This is a genomic window from Flavobacterium sp. IB48 (genome assembly GCF_016405855.1).
GTDB lineage: Bacteria > Bacteroidota > Bacteroidia > Flavobacteriales > Flavobacteriaceae > Flavobacterium > Flavobacterium ginsengisoli.
Map to the genome: position 1 here is coordinate 288734 of NZ_JAEFCA010000003.1, position 24763 is coordinate 313496.

Below are 24763 nucleotides of genomic sequence, written 5' to 3' on the forward strand. Positions count from 1 at the left end.
AAATGACACAAGACAATAATGTAGAGAAATCAGTCTTTGAAGAGATTCCGACAGAAAAAATATATTCTAAAAAAGCAATTAGCACCGCAACTTTTTTTGGCGGTCCATTGGTTGCTGGTTATTGCATTGCGGAAAATTTTAAAACTTTTAATGATCTTGAAAAAGCCAGAAACACTTGGATTATTACAGCGATCTGTACAATCGTAATCATTGGAATCTCATTTAGCCTTCCCGAAAACTTTCCAAAAATTGTTTTTCCAGTTATTTATTCTTTCATCGCTTCCTACATAATTCAGACTTATCAAGAAGAAAACATACAAAAGCATAACGATAACGGAGGAGATACTTATGGCGGATGGAGAGTTACTTTAATCACTCTTTTAGGTTTTCTAATTTTATTTGGCTTAATTATGGCAATTGCAGTATTCTTTTACGGCATCTAATAAAAAACTTGTCTGAAATACACCTTTAAATTGTCTTTTAAACACCTTAATCAATTGATTTTTAGATTGTAATTTTACTTTACTAATTTAAAAGTCAATTGATTATGAATACTCACGATTTTACCACAACCATAATTGTCAATCAATCGCCAGAAGAAGTTTTTAAAGCCATACAAAATGTTCGCGGCTGGTGGTCTGAAGAAATTGAAGGAAAAACAGCAAATCAAGGCGATGAATTTAAATATCATTATGAAGATGTTCATCGCTGTAAAATAAAATTGATTGAAGTAATTCCGAATCAGAAAATTGTTTGGCTCATTGAAGAAAATTATTTCAGCTTCACGAAAGATGATACAGAATGGACTAATACAACAGCAGTTTTTGATATCTCAAAAGAAGATGACAAAACAAAACTCACTTTTACACATATTGGTTTGGTTCCAGAATATGAATGTTTTGATGTTTGCAAAGCAGGCTGGAGTAATTACATCGAGAATAGTTTGAAAAAACTAATTGAAACAGGAAAAGGCCAACCAAACGCAACGGGAAAGCCTCAAATTGAAACGGAAAGAAAATTATCCGAAAAATAAAATCACTTTTCATACTATTATTTTAGACTACGTCAATCATAGATTTGGCTAAATCTATTTCTCTAATGATGCGCAACTTTGTATCATCAAAAAAAATAATAGTATGAAAATTATAATTACAGGTTCTTTAGGAAACATTAGCAAACCTTTAGCGAAAGCTTTAATAAAAGAAGGACATCAAATTACAGTAATTGCAAGCAGTAGTGAAAGAAAATCGGAAATTGAAAACCTTGGAGCGCAAGCCGCAATTGGTTCAGTAAATGACGTTAATTTTTTAACTCAAACTTTTACAGGAGCAGATGCTGTATATTGTATGATTCCGCGTGCAAATTATTTTGATCCGAATCTTGATTTAGATGCTTTTACTCGCACAATTGGAAATAATTATGCAGAAGCCATTTCAAAATCTGGCGTAAAGCGCGTAGTGTTTTTAAGCAGTATTGGTGCGCATTTAGAGCAAGGTTCTGGAATCATTCAGCGTTATAATGAAATCGAAGCCGTTCTAAACAGACTTTCAAATGTTTCGATAACATTTATGCGTCCAACTTCTTTTTACTACAATTTGTTGGCTTATATTCCGATGATTAAAAATCAAGGAGTTATAGCCGCTAATTATGGAGCAGATCAATTAATTCCTTGGGTTTCTCCAAACGATATAGCTGAAGCTATTGCAGAAGAACTTACAACTCCGCTCGACGGAAAAAAAATACGTTATGTAGCAAGCGAAGAGCTTACTGGAGATCAAACCGCAAAAATTTTGGGCGACGTAATTGGCAATCCAGATCTAAAATGGAAATTAATAAGTGACGAGGAAACACTAAACGGATTAATTGCTGTTGGAATGCAACCTAAAATTGCACAAGGTTTGGTAGAAATGTATGCTGCACTTTACAGCGGTTTGCTTGGTGAAGATTATTATCGAAATCGTCCTGCATTTTTAGGAAAAACAAAACTGGCAGATTATGCAAAAGAATTTGCTTCTATTTTCAACCAAAATTAAGTACTTTGTATTATGGCAAATCAGCAACCTCTTCGATTTAAAACAATAAGCGAATTTCATGATTTTAGAAATTTGCCAAAACCCGAACATCCTTTGGTGAGCGTTTACAATTTTGAAGATTTAAAATATCTTAATGACGAAGAACCAAAAAGCTTAGTGCTAGATTTTTATTCGATTGCTTTAAAAAGAAATGCCAACGCAAAAATGCGTTATGGTCAGCAGGAATACGATTTTAAAGAAGGAGTTTTAATTTTTCTTTCGCCAGGACAAGTTTTTTCTATTGAAGGAAATAACGAAATGCAACACACAGGATGGTCATTATTGATTCATCCTGATTTTCTTTGGAATACACCGCTTGCGCAGAAAATCAAACAATATGATTACTTTGGTTATGCAGTCAATGAAGCGCTTCATCTTTCTGATAAAGAAGAAAATATGCTAATAGACATCATAAAAAATATTCAGCAGGAATACCAGTCTAATATTGATAAGTTTAGCCAAGATGTAATTATTGCACAAATTGAATTGTTTTTGACTTACGCTGAAAGATTTTACAACAGACAATTTATTACTAGAAAAATCAGCAGCCATCAGATTTTAGCGCGTTTAGAAAAATTGCTCGAAGACCATTTTTCTGATGATTCTTTAAAACAGAAAGGACTTCCGACGGTACACTTTATAGCCGAAAATTTAAACGTTTCTCCCAATTATCTAAGTGCATTGTTAAAAATGCATACGGGTCAAAGTACACAACAGCACATTCATAACAAATTGATTGAAAAAGCAAAAGAAAAGCTTTCGACCACTACGTTATCTATTAGCGAAATTGCTTTTGAACTTGGTTTTGAACATCAGCAATCATTTAGTAAATTATTCAAGACCAAAACAAATACTTCGCCTTTAGAATTCAGACAATCATTTAACTAATTGCTTTATTTTTCATAAATTCGTTAGCTTAAAAAGCGAAAATTATGAATCCATTTTTAAGAAATACTTTGGCTGTAATTGCAGGTTTAGTTATTGGCAGTATTGTCAATATGAGCATCATTTTACTAAGCGGCTCTATAATTCCGGCTCCAAATGGTGCAGATGTTAGCACTACCGAAGGCTTAAAGGCAACCATGCATTTATTTGAACCAAAGCATTTTCTTTTTCCATTTTTAGCACACGCAATCGGAACTTTTGCAGGAGCGTTGACAACTGCTGTTGCCGCAATTAAACACAAAACAAAACTAGCTTTCGCTATTGGAGCTTTCTTTTTATTTGGCGGTATAGTTACGGTTTTTACTTTGCCTTCTCCTATTTGGTTTGGTTTTGCAGATTTAATTTTTGCTTATATTCCGATGGCATATTTAGCTTCTAAAATTGCTTTAAAAAAGAAAAAATAATATGAGCGACAAAACAATAAAACCAGCAAAAAAATGCTACGAACATATTGGTGGCAAATTGGGAGAATTGCTTTTAGAGACATTTGCATCTAAAAAATGGATTTCAAAAAACAATTCGACAGACAAGCATTTCTACATAACCGAATTGGGCGAAAAAGAATTTACAAAACTAGGCGTAGATCTGAATAAAATAAAATCGGAAGCCCTTTAATTTTATAAATTTACAATCCTTTTCTGCAAAATTTGTAGCGCTTTATTTCTTAACTTAGTTTGCTTTTAAATCTTGAATCATGACTAGGAAAGAAATCGCTAAAAACTTCTTGAAATTAGCAGCAAAAGGGCACCCTCACGAAGGTTTTCGATTGTATGTCGGAAAGAATTTCAAACATCACAACGCCTATTTCAAAGGCGATGCAGACACTTTAATGCTTGCCATGGAAGAATCTGCCAGAACAAATCCGAATAAGGTTTTTAAAATTCATCATATTCTAGAAGACGATAACTTAGTTGCTGTGCATTCGCACCTCAAACAAACGCCTTCAGATATTGGTTTTGCTGTTGTGCATATTCTCAAATTCGAATCGGATAAAATCGTCGAACTTTGGGATCTAGGACAACCTGTCCCAAAAGATTCTATTAACGAAAACGGAATGTTTTAACTAATGATAAATTACAAACAATTCATAATTTGCAACTTACAATTCACAATTAATAAATGAACTTAATCCCTAAAATTTCCTTATTACTACTAGTAATCTTAACCAGTTGCCATTCTTCAGCACAAACAAAAGACAATTATAAAAAAAGTATTGATAGTTTACTTCAAAACACCAATCCGAAATTTACCGGTGTGATTTTGATTGCGAAAAATGGCAAAACAGTTTATTCAAAGGCTGAAGGATTTGCGAATTTTGAAACCAAAAAACCTTTAAACCTAGATAGCCAATTTGAAATTATGTCTATTACCCGACAAATTACAGCTGCTTTGGTTTTAAAAGAAGTAGAACAAGGTAAAATTGATCTCAATACTCCAATAAAAAAATACCTACCCAATTTAAAGCAGACATGGGCAGATACTATTACAGTTCATCAGTTATTAAACCACTCACATGGAATCACTGATTTACAAAAACCTTTACTTTTTAAACCAGGAAGCGATTTTAAATATGGCAATGAGGGTTATCCTATATTGGGTCAAATTCTCGAATCGGTATCTAAAAAAAGCTATTCAGAACTAGCAAATGAGCTGTTTAAAAAGCTTAAAATGAATAATACATTTTGCTATTCAAAAGACAGCGATAAAAATTTAGTTACAGGATACATCTCTAACGGTAATAATCTAGAAAAAGCAGAAAATAATTTAATATCTCCATACAAAGTGCCTTCAGGCGGTCTTGTTTCTACTGTAAATGATCTTTTAATTTGGAATAACAACCTTCACAAGGGAAAAATTCTAAAACCCGAATCATACAAATTAATGACATCGTATACAATTCAAAATCAACATAACTTTTTCGGAAAAGTAAAAGAAGGATACGGTTACGGTTTAAGAATTATCGAAAAAGAACCCGTAAAATATTTTGGACATACTGGCCTTGGCAACGGATTTTCTGCTGTAAACTTGTATTTTCCTGACAGTGATGTAAGCTTAATTGTTTTAGAAAATCAGATGCCCGAAGATTCTAATTTGTTTTATGCTTCTGAATTTAAAATCAAAAACATTCTTTTTAAAAGTGATTTATTAAGTAAATCGTAGACAAAATGGCAAAAAATAAAACTACAGAAACTCAAAGTAGCGTTACTGATTTTATTAACGCTGTCGAAAATGAAGTTAAAAAAAATGATGCTTTTGAACTTCTAAAAATAATTCAAGAAGCAACTGGTTTTGAACCCAAAATGTGGGGACCAAGCATTATTGGTTTTGGAAGCTATCATTACAAATACGACAGTGGACACGAAGGTGATGCTCCGTTGGCTGGTTTTTCACCAAGAAAAACAGCCATGACCGTTTATTTTTATCTGCCAGAAGAAAAAAGAGAAGAACTTTTATCTAAACTTGGAAAACATACTTCGTCTAAGGCATGCATTTACATTAAAAAACTCACAGATATTGATATTGAAATCTTAAAAAAGATAATTTTACTTTCAATTGAATATACCCAAAATTTATATCCTCAAAATAAATGACAACATTCCTAATTCTATTATTCCTGATTGCTTTTGCAATTTATATGTTTCTTCAACACCCAAAATTCGGAAAAGCACCTTCGGGAGAAAGACTGGTTCAAATTCAAAATTCGCCGCAATATAAAAACGGAAAATTCGAAAACCAGAGCTTTACACCCGATCTCGCCGAAGGCAAAACTATGGCTGGAGTTTTATTTGAATTTTTCTTCAAGAAAGTAGATCGAAAAATTCCGACAGATTTAATTCCGTCAGTAAAAACCAACTTAAAAGAACTCGCATTAAATCAGGATGTTTTAGTTTGGTTTGGGCATTCGTCTTATTTTATTCAGTTGGAAGGAAAACGCTTTTTAATAGATCCCGTTTTTAGCGGGAACGCCTCTCCTATTCCAGGAACAACAAAATCGTTTAAAGGAACTGATATTTATACGGTCGATGATCTCCCTGAAATTGATTATTTGCTAATCACGCACGATCATTACGATCATTTGGATTACGATACCTTCTTAAAATTAAAACCTAAAACTAAAAAAGTTGTTACTGCTCTTGGTGTTGGCTCGCACCTGGAATTCTGGGGATTTCCTTCTGAAAATATTATTGAGAAAGATTGGTATTCTAAAATAGAATTAGATGAAAATCTAACAATTCACACCACGCCATCAAGACATTTTTCGGGTAGAGGTTTTAAAAGATGTAATACGCTTTGGACTTCTTTTGTTTTAGAAAGCAAGGATTTTAAAATGTATTTGGGCGGAGACAGTGGCTACGACAAGCATTTTGCCGAAATTGGCGAAAAATACGGACCGTTTGATATTGCTTTAATTGATAACGGACAATACAACGAAAGTTGGAAATATATTCATAATTTACCTCAAGATGTAATAAAAGCCATGAAAGACCTGAAAACAAAAAGAGTATTTCCGGTACATTCTTCTAAGTTTTCATTATCTCTTCACGCTTGGGACGAACCTTTGAAAAAAGTAACCGAATTGAATAGTTTGTCTGAAAATCCGATTCCGTTAATTACACCAATGATTGGCGAAATTGTTGAATTGAAAAATGATAAACAAGAATTTAAACAATGGTGGAAAGGGGTTAACTAATGTTATGAATTATGAATTATGAATTCTAAACCGAATTATAAATTCATGCAATGTCACCCTGAGCGAAGTCGAAGGGCGATCCAATTGACACTAGGGCTTCGACTTCCCTCACCCTGACAAAAGTGAGCAAAACTTGAAACATGAAACTTTAAAACCTGAAACAAACTAAAAACCGTGAAACCAAAAATAATATTTCTATCTTTTTTCTTCCTTTTAATAACTAATGTCTTTTCTCAAAACACCTATGTATTTTTAGGGTCTTACAATCGTGATAAAACTGCTGAAGCTATTCAAGTATATCAATTGGATACCTTAAACGGAAAATTGACCAAATTTACTTCAGTCAAAAACATTATAAATCCGTCTTATTTGACGGTTTCGCCAAACGGAAAATATGTTTATGCCTGCACAGACACTAAAACACCAAATGCAGGAAGCGTAAGCAGTTTTGAATTTAATCCGTCAGCAAAAACTTTGACTTTTTTGAACAGTCAAAGAAGCGGTGGCGAAAATCCTGTTTATGTCAGTGTTCACAAAAACGGAAAATGGCTTGCCAATGCCAATTATACAGAAGGAAGTGTTTCTGTCTATCCTATTTTAGAAAATGGTAAAATCGATTCGATTGCCCAGAATTTTCAGTATATGGACGGAAGCGTAAATAAAGATAGACAAACTAGATCTCACGTACATTCGGCGGTATTTTCTCCACAATGCGATTATTTGTTTTTACCCGATTTAGGAGCCGACAAAATACGCTGCTATGCTTTTGATGAAAATCTGAAAAAGCCATTAGTAGAAACTAAAAATCCGTTTACGAAAACCGATTTAGAAGCTGGCCCAAGACATTTAACCTTTCATCCAAATCAAAAATATGGATATTGCATTGAAGAAATGGCTGGACAAGTAAGCGTTTACAGTTATGAAAATGGTGTTTTAAATAAAATCCAACGCATTGCTACACACTCAGATAAAATAAAAGATGGCTTTGAAAGTTCTGATATTCATATTTCTCCTGATGGAAAATTTTTATACGCAACAAATCGTGGCAAAGAAAACAATATTGCTATTTTCTCTATCGATGAAAATGGTCTTTTAAAAAACATTGGCTATCAATCTACTCTAGGAAAACATCCGAGAATTTTTGCTCTCGATGAAAGCGGGAAATTTTTGGTTGCCTCGAATGTTTTAACGGGAAATGTAATTGTTTTTAAAAGAGATTCTAAAACTGGATTATTAAAGAAAATGGGAAAAGAAGTAAAAATGGAGAATGTTTCTTGCGTACAGATTAAACAGATTTAATTTTCTTATAAGGTATATTATAGATAATCTTGTTATTTCTCGTTCCTCGAAATGACAAACTTTGTGTTAAAAATTATTAAATAATTAAAAAAATATGACAATAAGTAACTTCAATTTACAGCCAGATTTCTTAGAAAATGAAATATCCAAGTTAATTCCGTTAGAAGAAAAACATTTTGAAGCCTTATTTAAAGCAGCTTCCGATCCGTTAATTTGGGAACAAAATCCTGCGAAGGATCGACATCAAAGAGATGTTTTTAGAGCTTATTTTGATCTAATACTTACAAAAAGTCCGTTCCTAATTCTCGATAAACAAACCAATGAAATAATGGGAACAACAAGTTTCTACGATTACAATCCAGAAAAATCGAATATTAGCATTGGTTACACTTTTATTACCCGAAAATATTGGGGCGGCCCGTACAACAACTCAAACAAAAAATTAATGATCGATTACGCATTTGAGCATGTTGATTCGGTACTTTTTCATATTGGAGCAGAAAACTTCCGTTCGCAAAAAGCCGTTTTAAAACTTGGAGCCAAAAAAATCAACGAGTTAACATTTACGGTTAATGGTCGTGAAGTACCATATTTTGAATATGAATTGAAGAAAAAATTATAGAAAATTATGAGTTATGAGTTATGAATTTTGAGTTGACGATAACTTGTAATTTATATCATAACTCATAATTCATAACTCAAAAAACTCAAAAAATGAAAAGAATAACTGTTTTCTGTGCTTCAAGTTTTGGCACTGAAAAAATTTACGAAGAACAAGCAACCAATTTAGGCAAAACCTTAGCCAAACAAAATATAGAATTAGTATATGGTGGTGCAAATGTCGGTTTAATGGGCGCTGTCGCTGATGGAGCTTTAAGTGCTGGCGGAAAAGTAATTGGCGTGCTTCCTAATTTTTTAAGATCGAAAGAAATTGCACATTTAGGCCTAACCGAATTGATTTTGGTCGAGAGCATGCATGAAAGAAAAACCAAAATGAACGATTTGTGTGATGGTGTAATCGCACTTCCAGGTGGTTTTGGAACTCTAGAAGAACTTTTCGAAATGTTGACTTGGGCGCAATTAGGTTTGCATAAAAAACCAATCGCAATTTTGAATGTAAATGGCTATTATGATTCTCTAATAACGCTATTGCAAACTATGACAGAAAAAGGATTATTGAAAGAAGTCAATCAAAAAATGCTTTTGGTTAGCGATTCTATTGACGATTTATTAGATCAAATGAAAAATTACACTGCGCCCACTGTCGGAAAGTGGATTGATAAAAAAAAGTTATAAGTCAGAACTTAAGATCTCAATACAAATTTTAGAGTTATATTTACATTTCCTCGTTAGATCTAACTAATTAACTTCAAACAAAATGAAAACAGAAAACAACAAATACGCAAAGGCAGAAATGCTGATAAGAAAGCCTGTTTCAGAAGTTTTTCAGGCTTTTATTGATCCGCAGATTACAAGTAAATTTTGGTTTACAAAAGGATCTGGAAAATTAGAAGAAAATCAAAAAACAGAATGGACTTGGGAAATGTATGGTTTTTCTCTTTCTGTTACGACAATTGTACTTCAAGAAAATAAAAAAATTGTTATTGAATGGGGAAATCCTGACGAAATTACATTGGTAGAATGGGTTTTTAATCCGTTGAACGAAAGTGAAACTTTTGTAAGTATTACCAATTCTGGTTTTCATGGAGACACCGATAAAATTATAGATCAGGTTCGTAATTCGACTGAAGGCTTTACTTTGGTTTTGGCTGGAGCAAAAGCTTATTTAGAACATAATTTACAACTGAATTTGGTTTTGGATCGTTTTCCAAAAGGACTTGCTTAATCTTATTTAACCGCAAAATCTGTGTGTGTGTGTGTGTGTGTGTGTGTGTGTGTTTACCGCAAAGAACACAAAGGTTTACGCAAAGCTTGCTAAGTATTTTAAGAGTCACTAAAACGAAAAGTCCACAAAGCTTTATCTGTACAAAACTTTGCAAACTTTATATCTAGATTCTGTTTAGTCTCTTAATAAAATAACTTTGCGCCCTTTGCGGTTAGAAAACTAGCCACAAAGAAAAGCAACTTGAAACTTGAAACCTGAAACAAAAAAATGTCATGGAAGTTAAAAAACCAGAAAATATAGATGAATACATTGGCGGATTTCCTAATGATGTTCAAGAAATTTTGGAAAAAGTAAGAATGACGATTCAGAAAGCAGCGCCTGATGCAAAAGAGAAAATCAGTTATTCGATGCCAGCTTTTGAGCAAAATGGAATTGTAGTTTATTTTGCTGCTTTTAAAAACCATATCGGACTTTATGCTTTGCCAAGCGGACATGAAGCTTTTGCTGCAAAACTCTCTAAATATAAATCGGGAAAAGGTTCTGTACAATTTCCTCTCAAAGACCCAATGCCTTATGACTTAATTACTGAAATTGTAAAATTTAGAGTCAAAGAAAATCTGGCAAAAGCCAAAAAGAAATAAAACCACAAATGAATTTAACCCAACACTACGACCAACTTTACAAAACCTCTTCTGAGATTATTTCGACAGGAAAATATTCAATTGATTCTGAACTTAAAAATGAATCCGATTCTCGTTTTGGAATCACGTTGCTTATTCGCCCAAATGATGAAATAAAAGCAAATATTCACACTTTCCTAAATGAATTAAGAAAAGCAGAACCTGAGCAATATTTTTACCCTGATTCAGATATTCATATTACAGTTATGTCTATTATTTCTTGTTCTTCTGATTTTACTTTAAATCAGATATCGGCAAAGGAATATATAGAAGTAATATGCAGAAGCCTTGTTGATGTTGAGAAAATTCAAATTCATTTTAAAGGAGTAACTGCTTCTCCGTCTGCTCTTATGATTCAAGGATTTCCAAGCGATGAAACTCTAAATAATTTACGAAATAGACTTCGTGAAAATTTCAAAAATTCAGGATTAAAACAAAGTATCGACAGCCGTTATTCTATATCTACAGCACATTCAACTGTAATGCGTTTTCAGGAAAAACTCCATGATCCGAAAAAATTAATAGAAATAGCCGAAAAATTTCGTGATTATGATTTTGGAGAATTTGAGGTTAAAAACTTAGAATTGGTTTACAATGATTGGTATCAGCGTAAAAGTACGACACGCGTTTTAGGTGATTTTGGATTGAGGTGATTCACTTAAATTTCCCAAAATGCCATAAAACTCCCGAAGGATCGTGCATAAAACATTCACTCCCCCAATCTAAATATTTTATCGGAGTTAATTTTACTCCTTCATATTTTTCAGGAAGATTTAGAGACAAAAGTTCGCTATAATATCGTTCGACATTATCCACTTCGAGAAAAATCATAGTGTTTTCTATCCAGCTTTTATCGTAGTAATCTTGGAGGTAAAAAGCGATTTCTCCTGTTTTAAAAACTGAAAAATTAGATTCTAAAACTGTTTCCTCAAACCCTAAATCACGATAAAAACTTCTTGAAACTTCAAAGTTCTTAGCGCCAATAAACGGTCTGATAGATTTAACATTGTGATTCATATAATCCATTTAAATTTATAAAAACCATTCCACTCCATTATCAAGTCGAAGGAGAAAATCTGTAAATGAATTTCCTATTTCAACATGATACTTTGTGTCCAAATCTATAGAAGGCGAAAGAATAATTTTTAAAGAATTATCATCTTCAAATTCAATTCCAATAAATTCTCCACTTCCATTTGTACCTATTGCTAATGTTTGGGGCAGTTTTTCAAAAATATGATATTCCAAATTAGCATCAATAATTTCTTCTAGGCTCCAAAGTTTTATAAACTCAGCTCCAATAAACTGATCGATTCCAAGATAATTTTCGACATAAAAAACATAATCTTCAGGAAGATCAAATTTTAAATGTGCTTGAATATCTTCAATATCAACTGAAGATTCTATCTTTCTCTTAGGAAAACGATACTTCTGCAAAATCTCATCTAAAGTCTCCATATACTATAAATTTATGTCGTTATAATAAATTAAAAACCATTTATTCTGAATGAGTTTAAACTGTCTTTCCACTTCAAAACCACTGTCAGGAATCCAAAATCTTTCTGTAATTAAGGTATCGGTTTTTACTAATGAATGCTGATATTCTTCTATTTCCGATTTTTCGGCAACGGGAATTGCTTGAAACTGCCAATTCTTTCTTGTCCAATTGTACTGCTCAAAACCTGAAACATGCTGTCCTTCAATCGGAAAATCAACTCTCGAAACCTGAAAAAGAGAATCAGAATGGAATTTTTTATTGAATTCGTCAAAACTCTCAGGCAATTCTATTTTTACAGGTTTTACAACGCTATCATTTTTAAATGCTATTTCAGAATTTAAGTTCACATCTTCTTTAACTTTATTGCAATTCAAAGAAATAAAAGTGAGAGCCAAAACAAGCAAAATAGTTGAAATTTTCATGAAGATTCGATTTTAACCTTTCTTCAAAATACTTCCTAAACCACGCCCGATTTGTTCTATTGCTTCAATACCTTTTGCTAAAGGCGATGCAGTAAAATCTTCGTAAGCATCCATTGCGCTTTCTTTTCTGTCGTCTTGCGGATAAACAAGCATTACATTATTGCTATCAAAATACTTTTCAAACTTTGTTGGCAATTTATCAAAGATTGATTGATAAGAAACAGAACCTTTTCGAGATAAATTGACAATAATAAAATCGGTTGGTTTTATGTCTTCAGAAATTACTTCAAAATTTTCCCAATCAGAAACATTTTTAAAACCAAATTTACTGTTCAGTTTTAAATTAGAACCAATTTGCTGAATAGCTTCATGCGTTTTCTTTTCAGCATAAATCACAATCGGAATGCTTAATTCTTGTGACAAACGGCTCACTTTCTGCATTAACAAATGAAAACCAATTCCTCTTTCTGAAAACGGCGGACAAATAAAAACCAATCTTTTTTCTTCAATAAAATTCTTTTGAAACCTGCAGATAAATAAAGTCTTATCTACATTATTTATTATCGAATCTACATTCTCTCCGAAGATTTTATCAATAAATCCAGTCTTTCTTGGCCAGCCCACAATCACAATATCCGACATAATTTCTTTTGACGTTCTTGCAATTCCGCTCGCAGGATTATGGTCGATTCTGGCAATCGTATTAATTTTTACTTCTGAAGCCGATCCTTGAATTACAAATTTATCGGCTGCTTTTCTGTATTTTAAAATGTTCTTTTCTGCCTGATTATTGTTTGGAACAATCGTTAATAAAGTAACTGGATTAGATGATTTTTTATCTTTTATCAAAAGAGCAAAATCTAATAAACTTGCCGCAGCAGAAGATTTTGCTAACGGAATCAAAATATGTTCGTCTAAAATTTGATCTTTGTCGGCGTCTTCATGTGAAATTTCTTCTTCGCAGATGGCAATTTTTTTCGCTGCTTTTTCAGTTGCAAACGAAGCTACGATACACGTAATAAGAATTAGGATGATAGTTCCGTTTAAAATATTTTCGTCTAAGATTTTAGCTTTAAAACCAACTAAAATTACTGCCAAAGTTGCCGCTGCGTGCGCACTGCTCAATCCAAAAATAAGCTGTCTTTCTGTTCTAGTGTATTTAAAAACAATTTGAGTAAAAAATGCTGCGATCCACTTTCCAAAAATTGCTACAACACTCAAAGTTCCCGCTACGATCAAAGCTGTTGGTCCGCTTAAAATAACGCTTACATCTACCAACATTCCAACAGAAATCAGGAAAAATGGAATAAATAAGGAGTTTCCAATAAATTCAATTCTATTCATCAACGCAGAAGAATGTGGAATTAATGGATTAAGCGCTAAACCTGCAACGAATGCACCAATAATTGGCTCTACTCCTGCTACCTCGGCCAAAAATGCGGCAAAGAAAACCACAGAAAGCACAAAAATATAATGAGCGTGTTTTTCACTTTCTAATTTCTTAAAAAACCATTTTGCAACACGTGGAATAATCATAAACATTATCGCAGAAAAAATGGCTAAAGAAACAATTAATTTAACCCAAAATGCCTGATTCAAATTCCCTTGACTACTTCCCATAATTACCGCTAGGATAATCAAAACTGCAGTATCGGTCAAAATAGTTCCGCCGACTGTAATGGCAACCGCTTGGTTTTTAGCAATTCCCAACTTGCTTACAATCGGGTAAGCAACCAAAGTGTGGGTTGCAAACATGCTCGCTGTTAAGAAACTGGCATTAAAATCATATTTCAACAAGTAAAAACAAACCGGAAATCCTATTGAAAGTGGCAGAATAAAGGTAAAAAATCCAAATAGAACACTTTTGTTACGATTGGCCTTAAACTCATTCATATCCAATTCTAGTCCCGCAATAAACATGATATACAAAAGCCCGATTGTCGAAAATAAATCGACTGCAGAGTTTTTTGCCAGAATATTTAATCCGTGCGGGCCAATAATAACACCCGAAATGATAAGTCCGATAATTCCAGGAATATTGATCTTTTTTAATAAAATTGGGCAAAGCAGGATTATAAATAGTATTAACGAAAAAATTAATACTGGGTTGCTTAGAGGTAATTCGAATTCTTGTAATAGATGTCTGAAAAATTCTATCATATGGTAACTTTATCTTCTTGTGGCATTAACATTTGTAAAAAGACATTTCAGAATTAAAACAAAATTCCAGGAAGTATTAATATTAAGAGCCAAGCAATGCGCCTCGTTCTTCTACAAAAATACCGAAAAAACACGAACTTTTTACGGAAAGTGCATATTAAGGTTTTAAATTTATTTCGTTGCCGAATTATTAAATTTTAATATTTTTTTTAACAAATACGCAAGATTAACACTCAAAAAGAAATCATCATTGCATTATTCGATTATCTTTGTCTTAACAAAAATTGAACAATGGAAGAATGTATCTCTGTTTTTGATATGCTTAAAATTGGCGTTGGCCCTTCAAGCTCACACACTTTAGGTCCTTGGCGCGCTGCCGAACGCTTTCTAGAAGAGTTGAAAGACGAAGCAATTTTAGAGGATATCACAAGGGTAAAAGTCGATTTATATGGCTCACTTTCTTTAACTGGAAAAGGCCACGCAACAGATCTTGCCGTTATGCTCGGATTGAGTGGACAAGATCCTGAGTATATTCCTGTCGAAGATATTGCTGGTATTATTAAAAAAATCGAAACGACAAACGAAATCAATTTGGGAAACCAAAAAGTGATTCCGTTCTTTTTTCTTCAAGACATTGTTTTCAATAAAGATTTTCTTCCGTTTCATGCAAACGGACTAAAATTTACGGCTTACAAGTCTGATGATTCTGAATATGAATCTACTTTCTATTCTATCGGAGGAGGATTTGTGGTTAAAGAAGAACGTACAAATGCCAAAGAAAAAAAGGCTATTAAATGTGCATTTCCCTACCCAATTCAAAACGCAGCCGAATTATTGAATTATACTATTACTGAAAACAAATCGATTTCTGAAATTGTATACGAAAATGAAATTTCGATGCGTCCAGAAGCTGAAGTGCATTCTGAATTAATGCGCATTTGGAATACGATGCTGGAATGTATGTATATTGGATGCCATTCTGAAGGTATTCTTCCTGGCGGACTTCATGTGCGTAGAAGAGCTTTTGACATGCATCAAAACTTAATCGGATTATCTAACTATAATGATCCGCAGAGCTGGCTGGAAGAAATTAGAAAAACCGAAGTTAAATTCCGCCAAATCTTAAAATGGGTTAGCTGTTTTGCACTTGCCGTGAACGAAGTAAATGCTTCTTTAGGCCGTGTAGTTACTGCTCCAACTAATGGAAGTTCAGGTGTAATTCCTGCTGTTTTAATGTACTACATGGTAATTGAAAACCATAATGCAGGCGAAAAAGAAATAAAACAATTTTTGATGGTTGCTGGCGAAATTGGCAGTATATTCAAAAAAGGATCAACTATATCTGCCGCAATGGGCGGTTGTCAGGCAGAAATTGGCGTTTCGTCTTCTATGGCTGCAGCAGCGCTTTGCGAATTAATGGGCGGATCTCCTGCTCAGGTTTTAATGGCAGCAGAAATTGCAATGGAACACCATTTAGGTTTAACTTGCGATCCTATTGGCGGATTGGTTCAGATTCCGTGTATCGAAAGAAATACAATGGGTGCCATTAAAGCAATAAATGCTGCTGAATTGGCCTTAGAAACCGATTCTAAAAATGCTAAAGTTCCATTAGACAAAGTAATTAATACGATGTGGGAAACAGCAAAAGATATGAATTCAAAATATAAAGAAACTTCTGAAGGAGGTCTGGCGGTTGCCGTAAATATGGCCGACTGCTAAACTTTAAGTTATCAAGAATTCTACAAATTAATACTTATACATAAGCTGCATAATTATTTTATTATAATGTAAAACAGGCAATTTTGATTAGAATTTAAAGACCGAAAACTATTTTCTGTCGAAATATTCTACAATTGCTAATTCCTGTTTTACATTTATTCAATACTTTTACAATATCAAAAAAACATTAAAATGTCAGTAGCAAAAAAAGATTATAAAAGAATCACAACAAAGTCATTAATAGAAATGAAAAGCAACGGAGAAAAAATCTCTATGCTTACTGCGTATGATTATACAATGGCAAAAATCGTTGATACCGCTGGTGTCGATGTAATTTTAGTTGGTGATTCGGCATCAAACGTAATGGCTGGACACGAAACAACTCTACCTATTACTTTAGATCAAATGATTTATCATGCTTCTTCTGTAGTTCGCGCTGTAGAAAGAGGTTTGGTTGTAGTTGACTTGCCTTTTGGAAGTTACCAATCTGATCCAAAAGAAGCTTTACGTTCTTCTATTAGAATTATGAAAGAAAGTGGTGCTCATGCTGTAAAATTAGAAGGCGGAAAAGAAATCAAAGAATCAATTAAAAAAATATTACATGCTGGTATTCCAGTAATGGGACACTTAGGTTTAACTCCTCAGTCTATCTACAAATTCGGAACTTATAGTGTTCGCGCAAAAGAAGAAGAAGAGGCTGAAAAACTAATTGAAGATGCTCAAATGCTTGAAAAAGTTGGATGTTTTGCTGTTGTTTTAGAAAAAATCCCAGCAGAACTTGCTAAAAAAGTAGCAGAAAGCATTTCTATCCCAGTAATCGGAATTGGAGCTGGAGGTGGCGTAGACGGTCAAGTTTTAGTAATTCACGATATGTTAGGAATGAATAATGAATTTAGTCCGCGTTTCTTACGTCGTTACTTAAACCTTTACGACCAAATGACTAAAGCAATCGGTCAATATGCAGCAGATGTTAAGTCTAGTGATTTTCCTAATGCTAATGAACAATATTAGATTTTAAGATACTAAGGTTCTGAGTTGCTAAGGTTCTAAGTTTTTAGGGCAAGGGAACAAAGGTTCAAAGATTTTTGAATTGCCTCCAGCTTTAGCTGGAGGTTTATTTTTAACACATATTAAAGGCTTTAGCCAAACTTTTCAATTTAAAATTTCACTTCAAAATGAAAATTGTTTCAGATAAAAATAATCTCCAAATTTTACACGAAGATAATCACATTATCGTGGTCAATAAACGTGTAGGTGATATTGTACAGGGAGATAAAACGGGTGACAAACCTTTGTCTGATGTTGTAAAAGAATATATTAAAGCTAAATATAACAAACCAGGTGATGTTTTCTTAGGCGTCATTCACCGATTAGACAGACCTACAACGGGAATTGTGGTTTTTGCTAGAACGAGTAAGGCTTTGTCTCGAATGAATGAATTGTTTAGCAATCGTGAGACTAAAAAAACATATTGGGCTGTTGTAAAAAACAAACCAAAAGAAGCAAAAGCAAAACTGATTCATTATTTAAAACGAAATGAAAAAAATAATACTTCTAAAGCTCATTTAAAAGAAGTTCCAGATAGCAAATTGGCTAGTTTAGATTATACCATAATCAAAGAACTTCAAAATTATACGGCATTAGAAATCAATTTGCATACAGGTCGCCATCATCAAATTCGTGCTCAATTAAGTGCAATCGGATCTTCGATTAAAGGAGATTTAAAATACGGAGCAGATCGAAGCAATCCTGATGGCGGAATTCATCTTCATGCTCGAAAACTGACTTTTGTACATCCGGTTTCAAAAGAGAATATTACAATTATTGCCCCTACTCCAGACGATCCAATTTGGAATGCTGTATGATTTTTATGATTTAATTGTTAAATTTTTAAATTTTATCGATTAACTTGCAGGGAGAAAAAAACAAGCTAATCGTAAAATGGACTTTAAAAGCGACATCGGATATCGAAAGGAAACTCTAAAAAAGTTATTGTATAATATTCAAAAAAGCGAAGATTTAATTGTAAAAGCTTTATATGATGACTTTAAAAAACCAGAGTTTGAGGCTGTTTTGACCGAAACCAATTATGTCATTTCAGAACTTAAAGATGTTATCAAAAACCTTAACAAATGGGCAAAACCAAAACGTGTTTTTCCGTCACTGCTTAATTTTCCTTCTACCGATTATATTTACAAAGAACCTTATGGCGATGTATTAATCATTGCTCCTTGGAACTATCCTTTTCAACTTGCTTTATGCCCTCTTGTTGCTGCTGTCGCCGCAGGAAATAGAGTTGTTTTAAAACCATCTGAACTTACACCTCATACTTCTGCTGTAATTGCAAAAATTATAGAAAAAACATTTCATGTTAATCATGTTGAAGTTTTTGAAGGCGGAGTTGATGTTTCTAATAAATTACTGGCGCAGCGATGGGATTACATCTTTTTTACAGGAAGTGTCGCTGTTGGAAAAATTGTTGCAAAAGCCGCAGCAGAAAATTTAACGCCAGTTACTCTTGAATTAGGCGGGAAAAACCCGTGCATTATTGATCAAACGGCCAATTTAAAACTGGCTGCAAAACGAATTGTTTGGGGAAAATTTATAAACGCAGGACAAACTTGCATTGCTCCAGATTATATTCTAATTCAGAAAAACATGAAAGTTAATTTCATTTCTTTTATGATTGAAGAAATCATAAAAGCTTATGGAAAGAAAGTAGATAAATCTCCTGATTTTGCACGAATTATAAATACGAAAAACTGGTATAGATTAACCAATATGATTCAAGGCGAACATGTTTTATTTGGTGGAGAAAGCGATGCCAATAAACTTTATATTGCACCTACTCTTCTTGAAGAACCAGATTTAGATAGCGCTGTTATGAAAGAAGAAATCTTTGGGCCTATTCTGCCAATTCTTGTTTATGAAAATGAAAATGATATTGAAAAGGTTGTAAGCCGTTATGAGAAACCTCTTTCATTTTACATTTTTAGCGAAAATAATTCATTTGCAAAGAAATTAATTTCAAAATACTCTTTTGGAGGCGGATGCATTAACGATACGGTTATTCATTTTTCTAACAATAGACTGCCTTTTGGCGGTGTCGGGCATAGCGGAATTGGTGCTTATCATGGCAAACGAAGCTTCGATACATTTTCTCATCATAAAGCAATTGTAAAAAAAGGAAATTGGCTTGATTTGCCAATGCGTTATGCGCCATATAAGGATAAACTGGGCCCAATAAAACGAATTCTAGACTGGCTATAAATCAGTTAAAAACATTTCGGAATGTTTTGTAGATTTTTATACGGAATTGATTAAATATATTATATTTACGTCAAGATACCTTTCAAATATTACAAGTCTATAAAACAATCTTACATAAATGAAATCTACACTTGACCAAATTGAGGACATTAAAAAAAATGGCTTTTCCCTTGATTTTGCTACAGTTTTTAATCACGCCTTCGAAAATTATAAAAAAATAGCACTTTATTCTGGGCTAATCATCTTGGTATTTTCAATTATTGCAGCTGTAGCTTTTATGGGCATAATGGTTGCCTATTATGGAGCTGAAGCAATCTCAAAAGATTTTATTCAAAATTTTGAAAACCAACAATTCACTACTATTCAGCTTGTAATTCAAACTGTTGCCGTTTCTATAGTTGCAGGAATAACAGCTCCATTTGGTGCTGGTTTTCTAAAAATGGCAGATTCTGCAGACAGAGATGTAGAATTTAATGTTTCTACTATCTTCACTTATTACAAATCACCATATTTTGGGCAAATTTTTGTTGCAGCCTTTATTCCTGCCCTTTTCGGAACTGCTATTGCCAATTTAATTGAAAGTGCAGGAATCATATTTGTTGGAAATTTAGTTTCATTTATGGTTTCTTACTTTATGTTTCTATCAATTCCGTTAATTGTTTTTGGAAACCTTGGGGCTATAGACGCTATAAAATCGAGCTTAGTTATCGCTACAAAAAACCCACTTAATATATTTGCTTTTTTCATCATAGGTTTCCTTGGTTCAATGGTTGGTTTTATCGGTTGTTGCGTGGGGATTATTTTCACTGTTGTTTTTAATAGTTCAATGATTTACGCGACCTATTTTGCCATTTTTGGAACACAATCTGAAGATGAAGATTCAATTGATTCAATTGGAAAATACAATGTAGATTAAAATAGAAAATTCTTAATTTCAGAGAACTTAACCACTTCTTTTTAAGAATTTTCAAAACGCTATTTACTAAACCAACATACCCCCAAATTCTATGGCCGCAAACTGTAGTTTTTTCAATTTGATTCTTTCAGGAATTTCCACTGTTGGAAGTACCTTCGAATCGATTGTGACTAGGTGGTATGTATTTAATTCAGACATAATTTACTACAATAACCATAAGCTTTTTGTTTTAGGTTTATCGCTCTTTGCATTTCTGTCGCTTCTAGTTTACCAATTTTTTAGAATTAAAGCTAAAATTGGATACTTCATCGAAAAAAAGAAAGAACAAGATACCGTTGGCAGAGAATATCAGCTTTATATTTTATTTTTTGGTATTGCAGTTATTATTATTGAGATCATAAATGAGATCTTTAAAATTAGACCTAAAAGTCTATTAATAGTCAATGTTTTAATTGGTATTTTTGTTCTTGTTATCTACACTATAACAAACAAAATTAAATGGGTAAGAGATCACATTCAACAGATTTTCATTTCCTGCTTCTTTGTTTATATCAGTTATGTTGCTTACAACATTGTCACTTTAAGCAGTGATGTTGTACCAATTATTGTCTTCCTGATTTCATTTTTCTTTTCTTACAACATACTTAAGCCCATAAAAATATACTGGCTTTTTGTTGCGTTAACATTTGGCTTTTTAATAGCAACAGTTGCATTTCAGCTAATTCCAATAAAATCTTCTATTTTATTAATCAATTTCTGCATCCTTATTTTCATCATAAACCAAGTAAAATATGCAGTTTTATTAGACAATAGAGACAATTTTAGATTTGCAAGCGAAATTGTTCATAAAGGAAATTCGCTTACAATAGCATCCAACCAAAAAGGTGAAATACTTTTTTGCAGCGAAACCATAACCCCTATTTTAGGATACCAACCTGATCAGGTTATGGGTTTAAAATTCTGGGAATTGACTGAAAATTTAGAATCCAACGAAAAATTAAATCTTGTTAGAAATCAAGAAAACAAACTTTACATTAGAAAATTAAAAGCCGAAAGCGGTGAATATAAATACATTCAATGGAAAGATAAAAAATTCTCAGACGACCTAATTATTAGCATTGGACAAGACGTAACAGAACAAGTTATTGTTCAGGATCAATATAAAAATCTAATTGAAACGGCAACAGATATTATTTTTGAAATCGATGCTGACGGTCATTTTACTTTTATAAATGAATTTGGCATTTCTGCTCTTGGATACACTCAAAACGAAATAATCAAAAAGCATTATTCTAATTTCATTCATGATAACTATATCAGTAGTGCTGTTGATTTTTATGAAAATTTGGTGCTTAACGAAAATAATTATCCGATTATCGAAATTCCTATTTTGAAGAAGAATGGTGATGAAATATGGATTTCACAAAAAATTATTGTTCGAAAAAACGACTTAGGATTAACGGCTGGATTTTCTGGAATTGCGCGAGATATTACCGAGAAGAAAAACATCGAAAACGAGAAAAAAAGACGTCTTAAAAAAATTGAGGCCTATAATAATTCAACCAAAAAATTATCTACGACAGACTTTAGCAAATACGATGATTTAAATACGGTTATAGATTTAATCTTAAAAGAAGCCGCCTCTATAAGCAATACGAACCGCGTAAGTTTCTGGAAATACGACAATGATTTAATTACCTGCAAAAACCTTTTTAGCATAGACAATCAAAGTTTAAGCGATAAAAACATCTTAAATAAAGAATCCTATCCTATTTATTTTGAAACCTTAAACAACAAAGCCATTATTAACGCGCCAGACGTATTCAACAAACTGGAAACCTCTGAGTTTCAAAAGCTTTATTTTACAAAAAACAATATCAAATCAATGCTAGATGTACCTATTTTCTTAACGGGACAATTAGCAGGCGTTGCTTGTTTTGAAAGCACAGAACAAAAACGAGAATGGGATAATGAAGACATTAATTATGCGAGAACTATCTCTGATGTAATTTCACTTGCAATTTCTTCACAAATGCGTTTAGAAGCAGAAAGAAAATTAGAACTTAAAAGTCAGCTCTTGTCTGCACTTTCTCTATGTACCGAAAAGTTTCTCTTGAGCAAAACTACTCATCAGATGTTTCAGGAAACCTATCAAATTATTGGAAAAGCAGCCAAAGTAGATCATATGTATTACTACGAAAAGGATCCGATTTACAATACTGTTAGTCAAAAATATAAATGGTCGCGTGAAGGTGTTGTCCATCAAATTACTCCTCTGCACCATATGACAGAAGAAAATCTTCAAGAAATTTATGATGTTGCTTCGCAAAGAAAAATTCTAAACACATTTACAAGAAATCTTAATGATGGTTTTTTCAAAAAACTACTTATAGATAATGAAATTCAATCGATCTTAATTCTGCCAATTTACATTAACGATTTATTTACTGGTTTTATTGGTTTTGACGACTGCACTACTGAAAGAAAATGGTCTGAAGACGAAATAAACATCTTTCAGGTATTAGCAAATAATATCTCGTCTGCTCTAGAAAGAAACCGAAACGAAACTAAAATTATTGAAAGTGAAGAGAAATTTAAACTGATTGCAAACAACATTCCTGGCACAGTTTATCTATCAAAATTTGATGCCTTCTCTACCAAAATATTCTTAAACGATGAAGTTTTAAATCTTACGGGATATTCAAAATCTGAATTTATTGAAAATAATTTATCTTTCTTATCGTTAATTCATCCAGATGACAAAGAAGAGGTAATTAACAATCAAATCGATAATCTACAGCATGGAATGCCTTTGCATAATGTATATCGCATTCAACGCAAAACTGGCGAGTTTATTTGGATTGAAGAATTTGGAGATGTAATTAAACGAGATGATGAAATTGAATTTGTTGGCGGAATTTATTTTGACATTACAAGTAAAAAAGAAATAGAAGATGCTATAAAAGCGAAACAGCTGGCTGAAGCGGCAAACAAATCAAAATCTGACTTCTTGGCTAATATGTCGCACGAAATTAGAACTCCTTTAAACGGAATTATTGGTTTTACACACTTATTAATGAAAACGGAATTGGAGGAAATTCAAGAAAAATACATGACCACGATTAACCAATCAGCTCATTCTCTTCTTGAAATTATAAATGACATTTTGGATTTCTCAAAAATTGAAGCAGGAAAACTGGAACTGTTTATTGACCTATATGATATTAAAAAAATTTTAGGTCAAGTTTTTGATTTAATTGTTTACGAATCGAACAAAAAAAATCTGGAACTTGAATTAAACATTGATCCTGATGTTCCCAAATATATCTGGACAGATATTGTTCGTCTCAAACAGATCTTGATTAATCTGCTTTCAAACGCTGTTAAATTCACAACCGAAGGATCTATCAAATTAAACGTTTCGGTTTTAGAAAAGAACCATAACAACAATTGCGTGCTTCGTTTTGCCGTAATCGATACTGGAATTGGAATTCTTGAAAAAAATCAGAAGAAAATCTTTAAAGCTTTTCTACAAGAAGATAGCTCTACAACAAGAAAGTTTGGAGGAACCGGATTAGGCTTAACCATATCTAACCAATTGCTCGCTTTAATGGAAAGTCGTTTACAGCTGGAAAGCAAAATTGACGAAGGAAGCACTTTTTTCTTTGATTTAAATCTAAAAACAAGTAATCAAAGTATAAATGATAAATATAATGCCGAGCTTAAAAGTTTAGATATCGATCTAGATTCTGATGAGATCGAAACAAACGACAATAATATTACTTTTCTAATTGTAGAAGACAACAAGGTAAACATGCTTCTTCTTAAAACAATTATAAAAAACTTATACCATAATGCCTTTATTTTCGAATGCGAAAACGGGTACGAAGCCATTCAACAATTTGAAAAAATAAATCCAACCCTTATTTTTATGGATATTCAAATGCCAATAATGAATGGTTATGAGACTGCAAAAGCCATTAGAAATACTAAAAAAGGGCGCGACATTCCGATAATTGCCGTTACGGCAGGTGCTGAAAAAGAAGAACGCAATAAATGCATTTCTGCCGGAATGGACGATTACATTTCTAAACCAATCATGAAAGGAACAGTTGAAGAAGCATTAGTAAAATGGCTAGGATGATTTAGTTTTTGAATCTCAGTTTGAGTCACAGCCTTAATAAATTGCTTTTGATAAAAAACAAAAAAATGAGACTGAAAACTTAATGTTCCGATTGTGAAATT

The 24763-nt window shown here is 32.8% G+C and carries 26 protein-coding genes; 22 read left to right on the plus strand and 4 right to left on the minus strand.

The genetic code is table 11. The annotated features are described in order from the left end of the window. Positions 1 to 2: 2 nt before the first annotated feature. The 16 genes from JC605_RS11950 (at position 3) to JC605_RS12025 (ending at position 11186) form a co-directional block, all read left to right on the plus strand. The gene (locus JC605_RS11950) at positions 3 to 443 is read left to right on the plus strand and encodes a hypothetical protein (protein ID WP_198856409.1); all 441 of its coding nucleotides are present in this window, start codon (positions 3 to 5) and stop codon (positions 441 to 443) included. Positions 444 to 547: 104 nt separating this feature from the next. Then, complete coding sequence (locus tag JC605_RS11955) at positions 548 to 1033, plus strand: SRPBCC domain-containing protein (protein ID WP_198856410.1); 486 nt, start codon at positions 548 to 550, stop codon at positions 1031 to 1033. A 103-nt stretch (positions 1034 to 1136) separates the two neighbouring features. Continuing rightward, a complete protein-coding gene (locus JC605_RS11960) occupies positions 1137 to 2033 on the plus strand; it encodes an NmrA family NAD(P)-binding protein (RefSeq protein WP_198856411.1) in 897 nt (298 codons plus the stop codon). A gap of 12 nt (positions 2034 to 2045) precedes the next feature. Continuing rightward, a complete protein-coding gene (locus JC605_RS11965) occupies positions 2046 to 2960 on the plus strand; it encodes an AraC family transcriptional regulator (RefSeq protein WP_198856412.1) in 915 nt (304 codons plus the stop codon). 44 nt (positions 2961 to 3004) lie between these two features. Beyond that, positions 3005 to 3421, plus strand: a complete 417-nt coding sequence (locus JC605_RS11970; protein WP_198856413.1) for a hypothetical protein — start codon at positions 3005 to 3007, stop codon at positions 3419 to 3421. Between the two features lies 1 nt (position 3422). Continuing rightward, complete coding sequence (locus JC605_RS11975) at positions 3423 to 3632, plus strand: ArsR family transcriptional regulator (protein ID WP_198856414.1); 210 nt, start codon at positions 3423 to 3425, stop codon at positions 3630 to 3632. Between the two features lie 79 nt (positions 3633 to 3711). Continuing rightward, the gene (locus tag JC605_RS11980) at positions 3712 to 4080 is read left to right on the plus strand and encodes a nuclear transport factor 2 family protein (RefSeq protein WP_198856415.1); all 369 of its coding nucleotides are present in this window, start codon (positions 3712 to 3714) and stop codon (positions 4078 to 4080) included. Between the two features lie 56 nt (positions 4081 to 4136). Continuing rightward, the gene (locus tag JC605_RS11985; protein ID WP_198856416.1) at positions 4137 to 5177 is read left to right on the plus strand and encodes a serine hydrolase; all 1041 of its coding nucleotides are present in this window, start codon (positions 4137 to 4139) and stop codon (positions 5175 to 5177) included. A gap of 5 nt (positions 5178 to 5182) precedes the next feature. Next, on the plus strand, positions 5183 to 5608 hold the full coding sequence (locus JC605_RS11990) for a DUF1801 domain-containing protein (protein WP_198856417.1): 426 nt from the start codon (positions 5183 to 5185) through the stop codon (positions 5606 to 5608). Continuing rightward, entirely contained in the window at positions 5605 to 6708 is a 1104-nt protein-coding gene (locus JC605_RS11995) for an MBL fold metallo-hydrolase (protein ID WP_198856418.1), read from the plus strand. The genes JC605_RS11990 and JC605_RS11995 overlap by 4 nt, the downstream gene beginning before the upstream one ends. 174 nt (positions 6709 to 6882) lie before the next feature. After that, complete coding sequence (locus JC605_RS12000) at positions 6883 to 8007, plus strand: lactonase family protein (RefSeq protein ID WP_198856419.1); 1125 nt, start codon at positions 6883 to 6885, stop codon at positions 8005 to 8007. A gap of 94 nt (positions 8008 to 8101) precedes the next feature. After that, complete coding sequence (locus JC605_RS12005; RefSeq protein WP_198856420.1) at positions 8102 to 8629, plus strand: GNAT family N-acetyltransferase; 528 nt, start codon at positions 8102 to 8104, stop codon at positions 8627 to 8629. Positions 8630 to 8721: 92 nt separating this feature from the next. After that, positions 8722 to 9303 (plus strand): TIGR00730 family Rossman fold protein, encoded by a 582-nt coding sequence (locus JC605_RS12010; RefSeq protein WP_198856421.1) that lies wholly within the window; start codon positions 8722 to 8724, stop codon positions 9301 to 9303. Positions 9304 to 9385: 82 nt separating this feature from the next. Further along, a complete protein-coding gene (locus JC605_RS12015) occupies positions 9386 to 9853 on the plus strand; it encodes an SRPBCC family protein (protein ID WP_198856422.1) in 468 nt (155 codons plus the stop codon). Between the two features lie 272 nt (positions 9854 to 10125). After that, positions 10126 to 10494 (plus strand): iron chaperone, encoded by a 369-nt coding sequence (locus tag JC605_RS12020; RefSeq protein ID WP_198856423.1) that lies wholly within the window; start codon positions 10126 to 10128, stop codon positions 10492 to 10494. Positions 10495 to 10502: 8 nt separating this feature from the next. Continuing rightward, entirely contained in the window at positions 10503 to 11186 is a 684-nt protein-coding gene (locus tag JC605_RS12025; RefSeq protein WP_198856424.1) for a 2'-5' RNA ligase family protein, read from the plus strand. A gap of 1 nt (position 11187) precedes the next feature. Here JC605_RS12025 and JC605_RS12030 read toward each other — a convergent pair whose 3' ends face one another. Genes JC605_RS12030 through JC605_RS12045 form a run of 4 tightly spaced genes read right to left on the minus strand, consistent with a single transcriptional unit; the run spans position 11188 to position 14613 of the window. Further along, positions 11188 to 11550 carry a glyoxalase gene (locus JC605_RS12030; RefSeq protein WP_198856425.1) on the minus strand — a complete coding sequence of 121 codons (363 nt, stop codon included), beginning with the start codon at positions 11548 to 11550 and terminating at the stop codon, positions 11188 to 11190. A 15-nt stretch (positions 11551 to 11565) separates the two neighbouring features. Next, positions 11566 to 11991 (minus strand): SMI1/KNR4 family protein, encoded by a 426-nt coding sequence (locus tag JC605_RS12035; protein WP_198856426.1) that lies wholly within the window; start codon positions 11989 to 11991, stop codon positions 11566 to 11568. Between the two features lie 3 nt (positions 11992 to 11994). Further along, on the minus strand, positions 11995 to 12453 hold the full coding sequence (locus tag JC605_RS12040; protein ID WP_198856427.1) for a hypothetical protein: 459 nt from the start codon (positions 12451 to 12453) through the stop codon (positions 11995 to 11997). 12 nt (positions 12454 to 12465) lie between these two features. Continuing rightward, entirely contained in the window at positions 12466 to 14613 is a 2148-nt protein-coding gene (locus JC605_RS12045; protein ID WP_198856428.1) for a cation:proton antiporter, read from the minus strand. A gap of 291 nt (positions 14614 to 14904) precedes the next feature. On the opposite strand from JC605_RS12045, the gene JC605_RS12050 reads away from it, so the two are divergent. From JC605_RS12050 to JC605_RS12075, 6 genes are all read left to right on the plus strand, one after another. Beyond that, on the plus strand, positions 14905 to 16332 hold the full coding sequence (locus JC605_RS12050) for an L-serine ammonia-lyase (protein ID WP_198856429.1): 1428 nt from the start codon (positions 14905 to 14907) through the stop codon (positions 16330 to 16332). A gap of 192 nt (positions 16333 to 16524) precedes the next feature. Then, positions 16525 to 17343: a 3-methyl-2-oxobutanoate hydroxymethyltransferase gene (gene panB / locus JC605_RS12055; protein ID WP_198856430.1), complete on the plus strand. Its 819-nt coding sequence runs from the start codon at positions 16525 to 16527 to the stop codon at positions 17341 to 17343. Between the two features lie 164 nt (positions 17344 to 17507). Continuing rightward, positions 17508 to 18197 carry an RluA family pseudouridine synthase gene (locus JC605_RS12060; protein ID WP_198856431.1) on the plus strand — a complete coding sequence of 230 codons (690 nt, stop codon included), beginning with the start codon at positions 17508 to 17510 and terminating at the stop codon, positions 18195 to 18197. A 76-nt stretch (positions 18198 to 18273) separates the two neighbouring features. Then, a complete protein-coding gene (locus JC605_RS12065) occupies positions 18274 to 19602 on the plus strand; it encodes an aldehyde dehydrogenase (RefSeq protein WP_198856432.1) in 1329 nt (442 codons plus the stop codon). Positions 19603 to 19720: 118 nt separating this feature from the next. Next, positions 19721 to 20518: a hypothetical protein gene (locus JC605_RS12070; protein WP_198856433.1), complete on the plus strand. Its 798-nt coding sequence runs from the start codon at positions 19721 to 19723 to the stop codon at positions 20516 to 20518. Positions 20519 to 20609: 91 nt separating this feature from the next. After that, positions 20610 to 24662 (plus strand): PAS domain S-box protein, encoded by a 4053-nt coding sequence (locus JC605_RS12075; RefSeq protein WP_198856434.1) that lies wholly within the window; start codon positions 20610 to 20612, stop codon positions 24660 to 24662. Positions 24663 to 24763 lie beyond the last annotated feature (101 nt).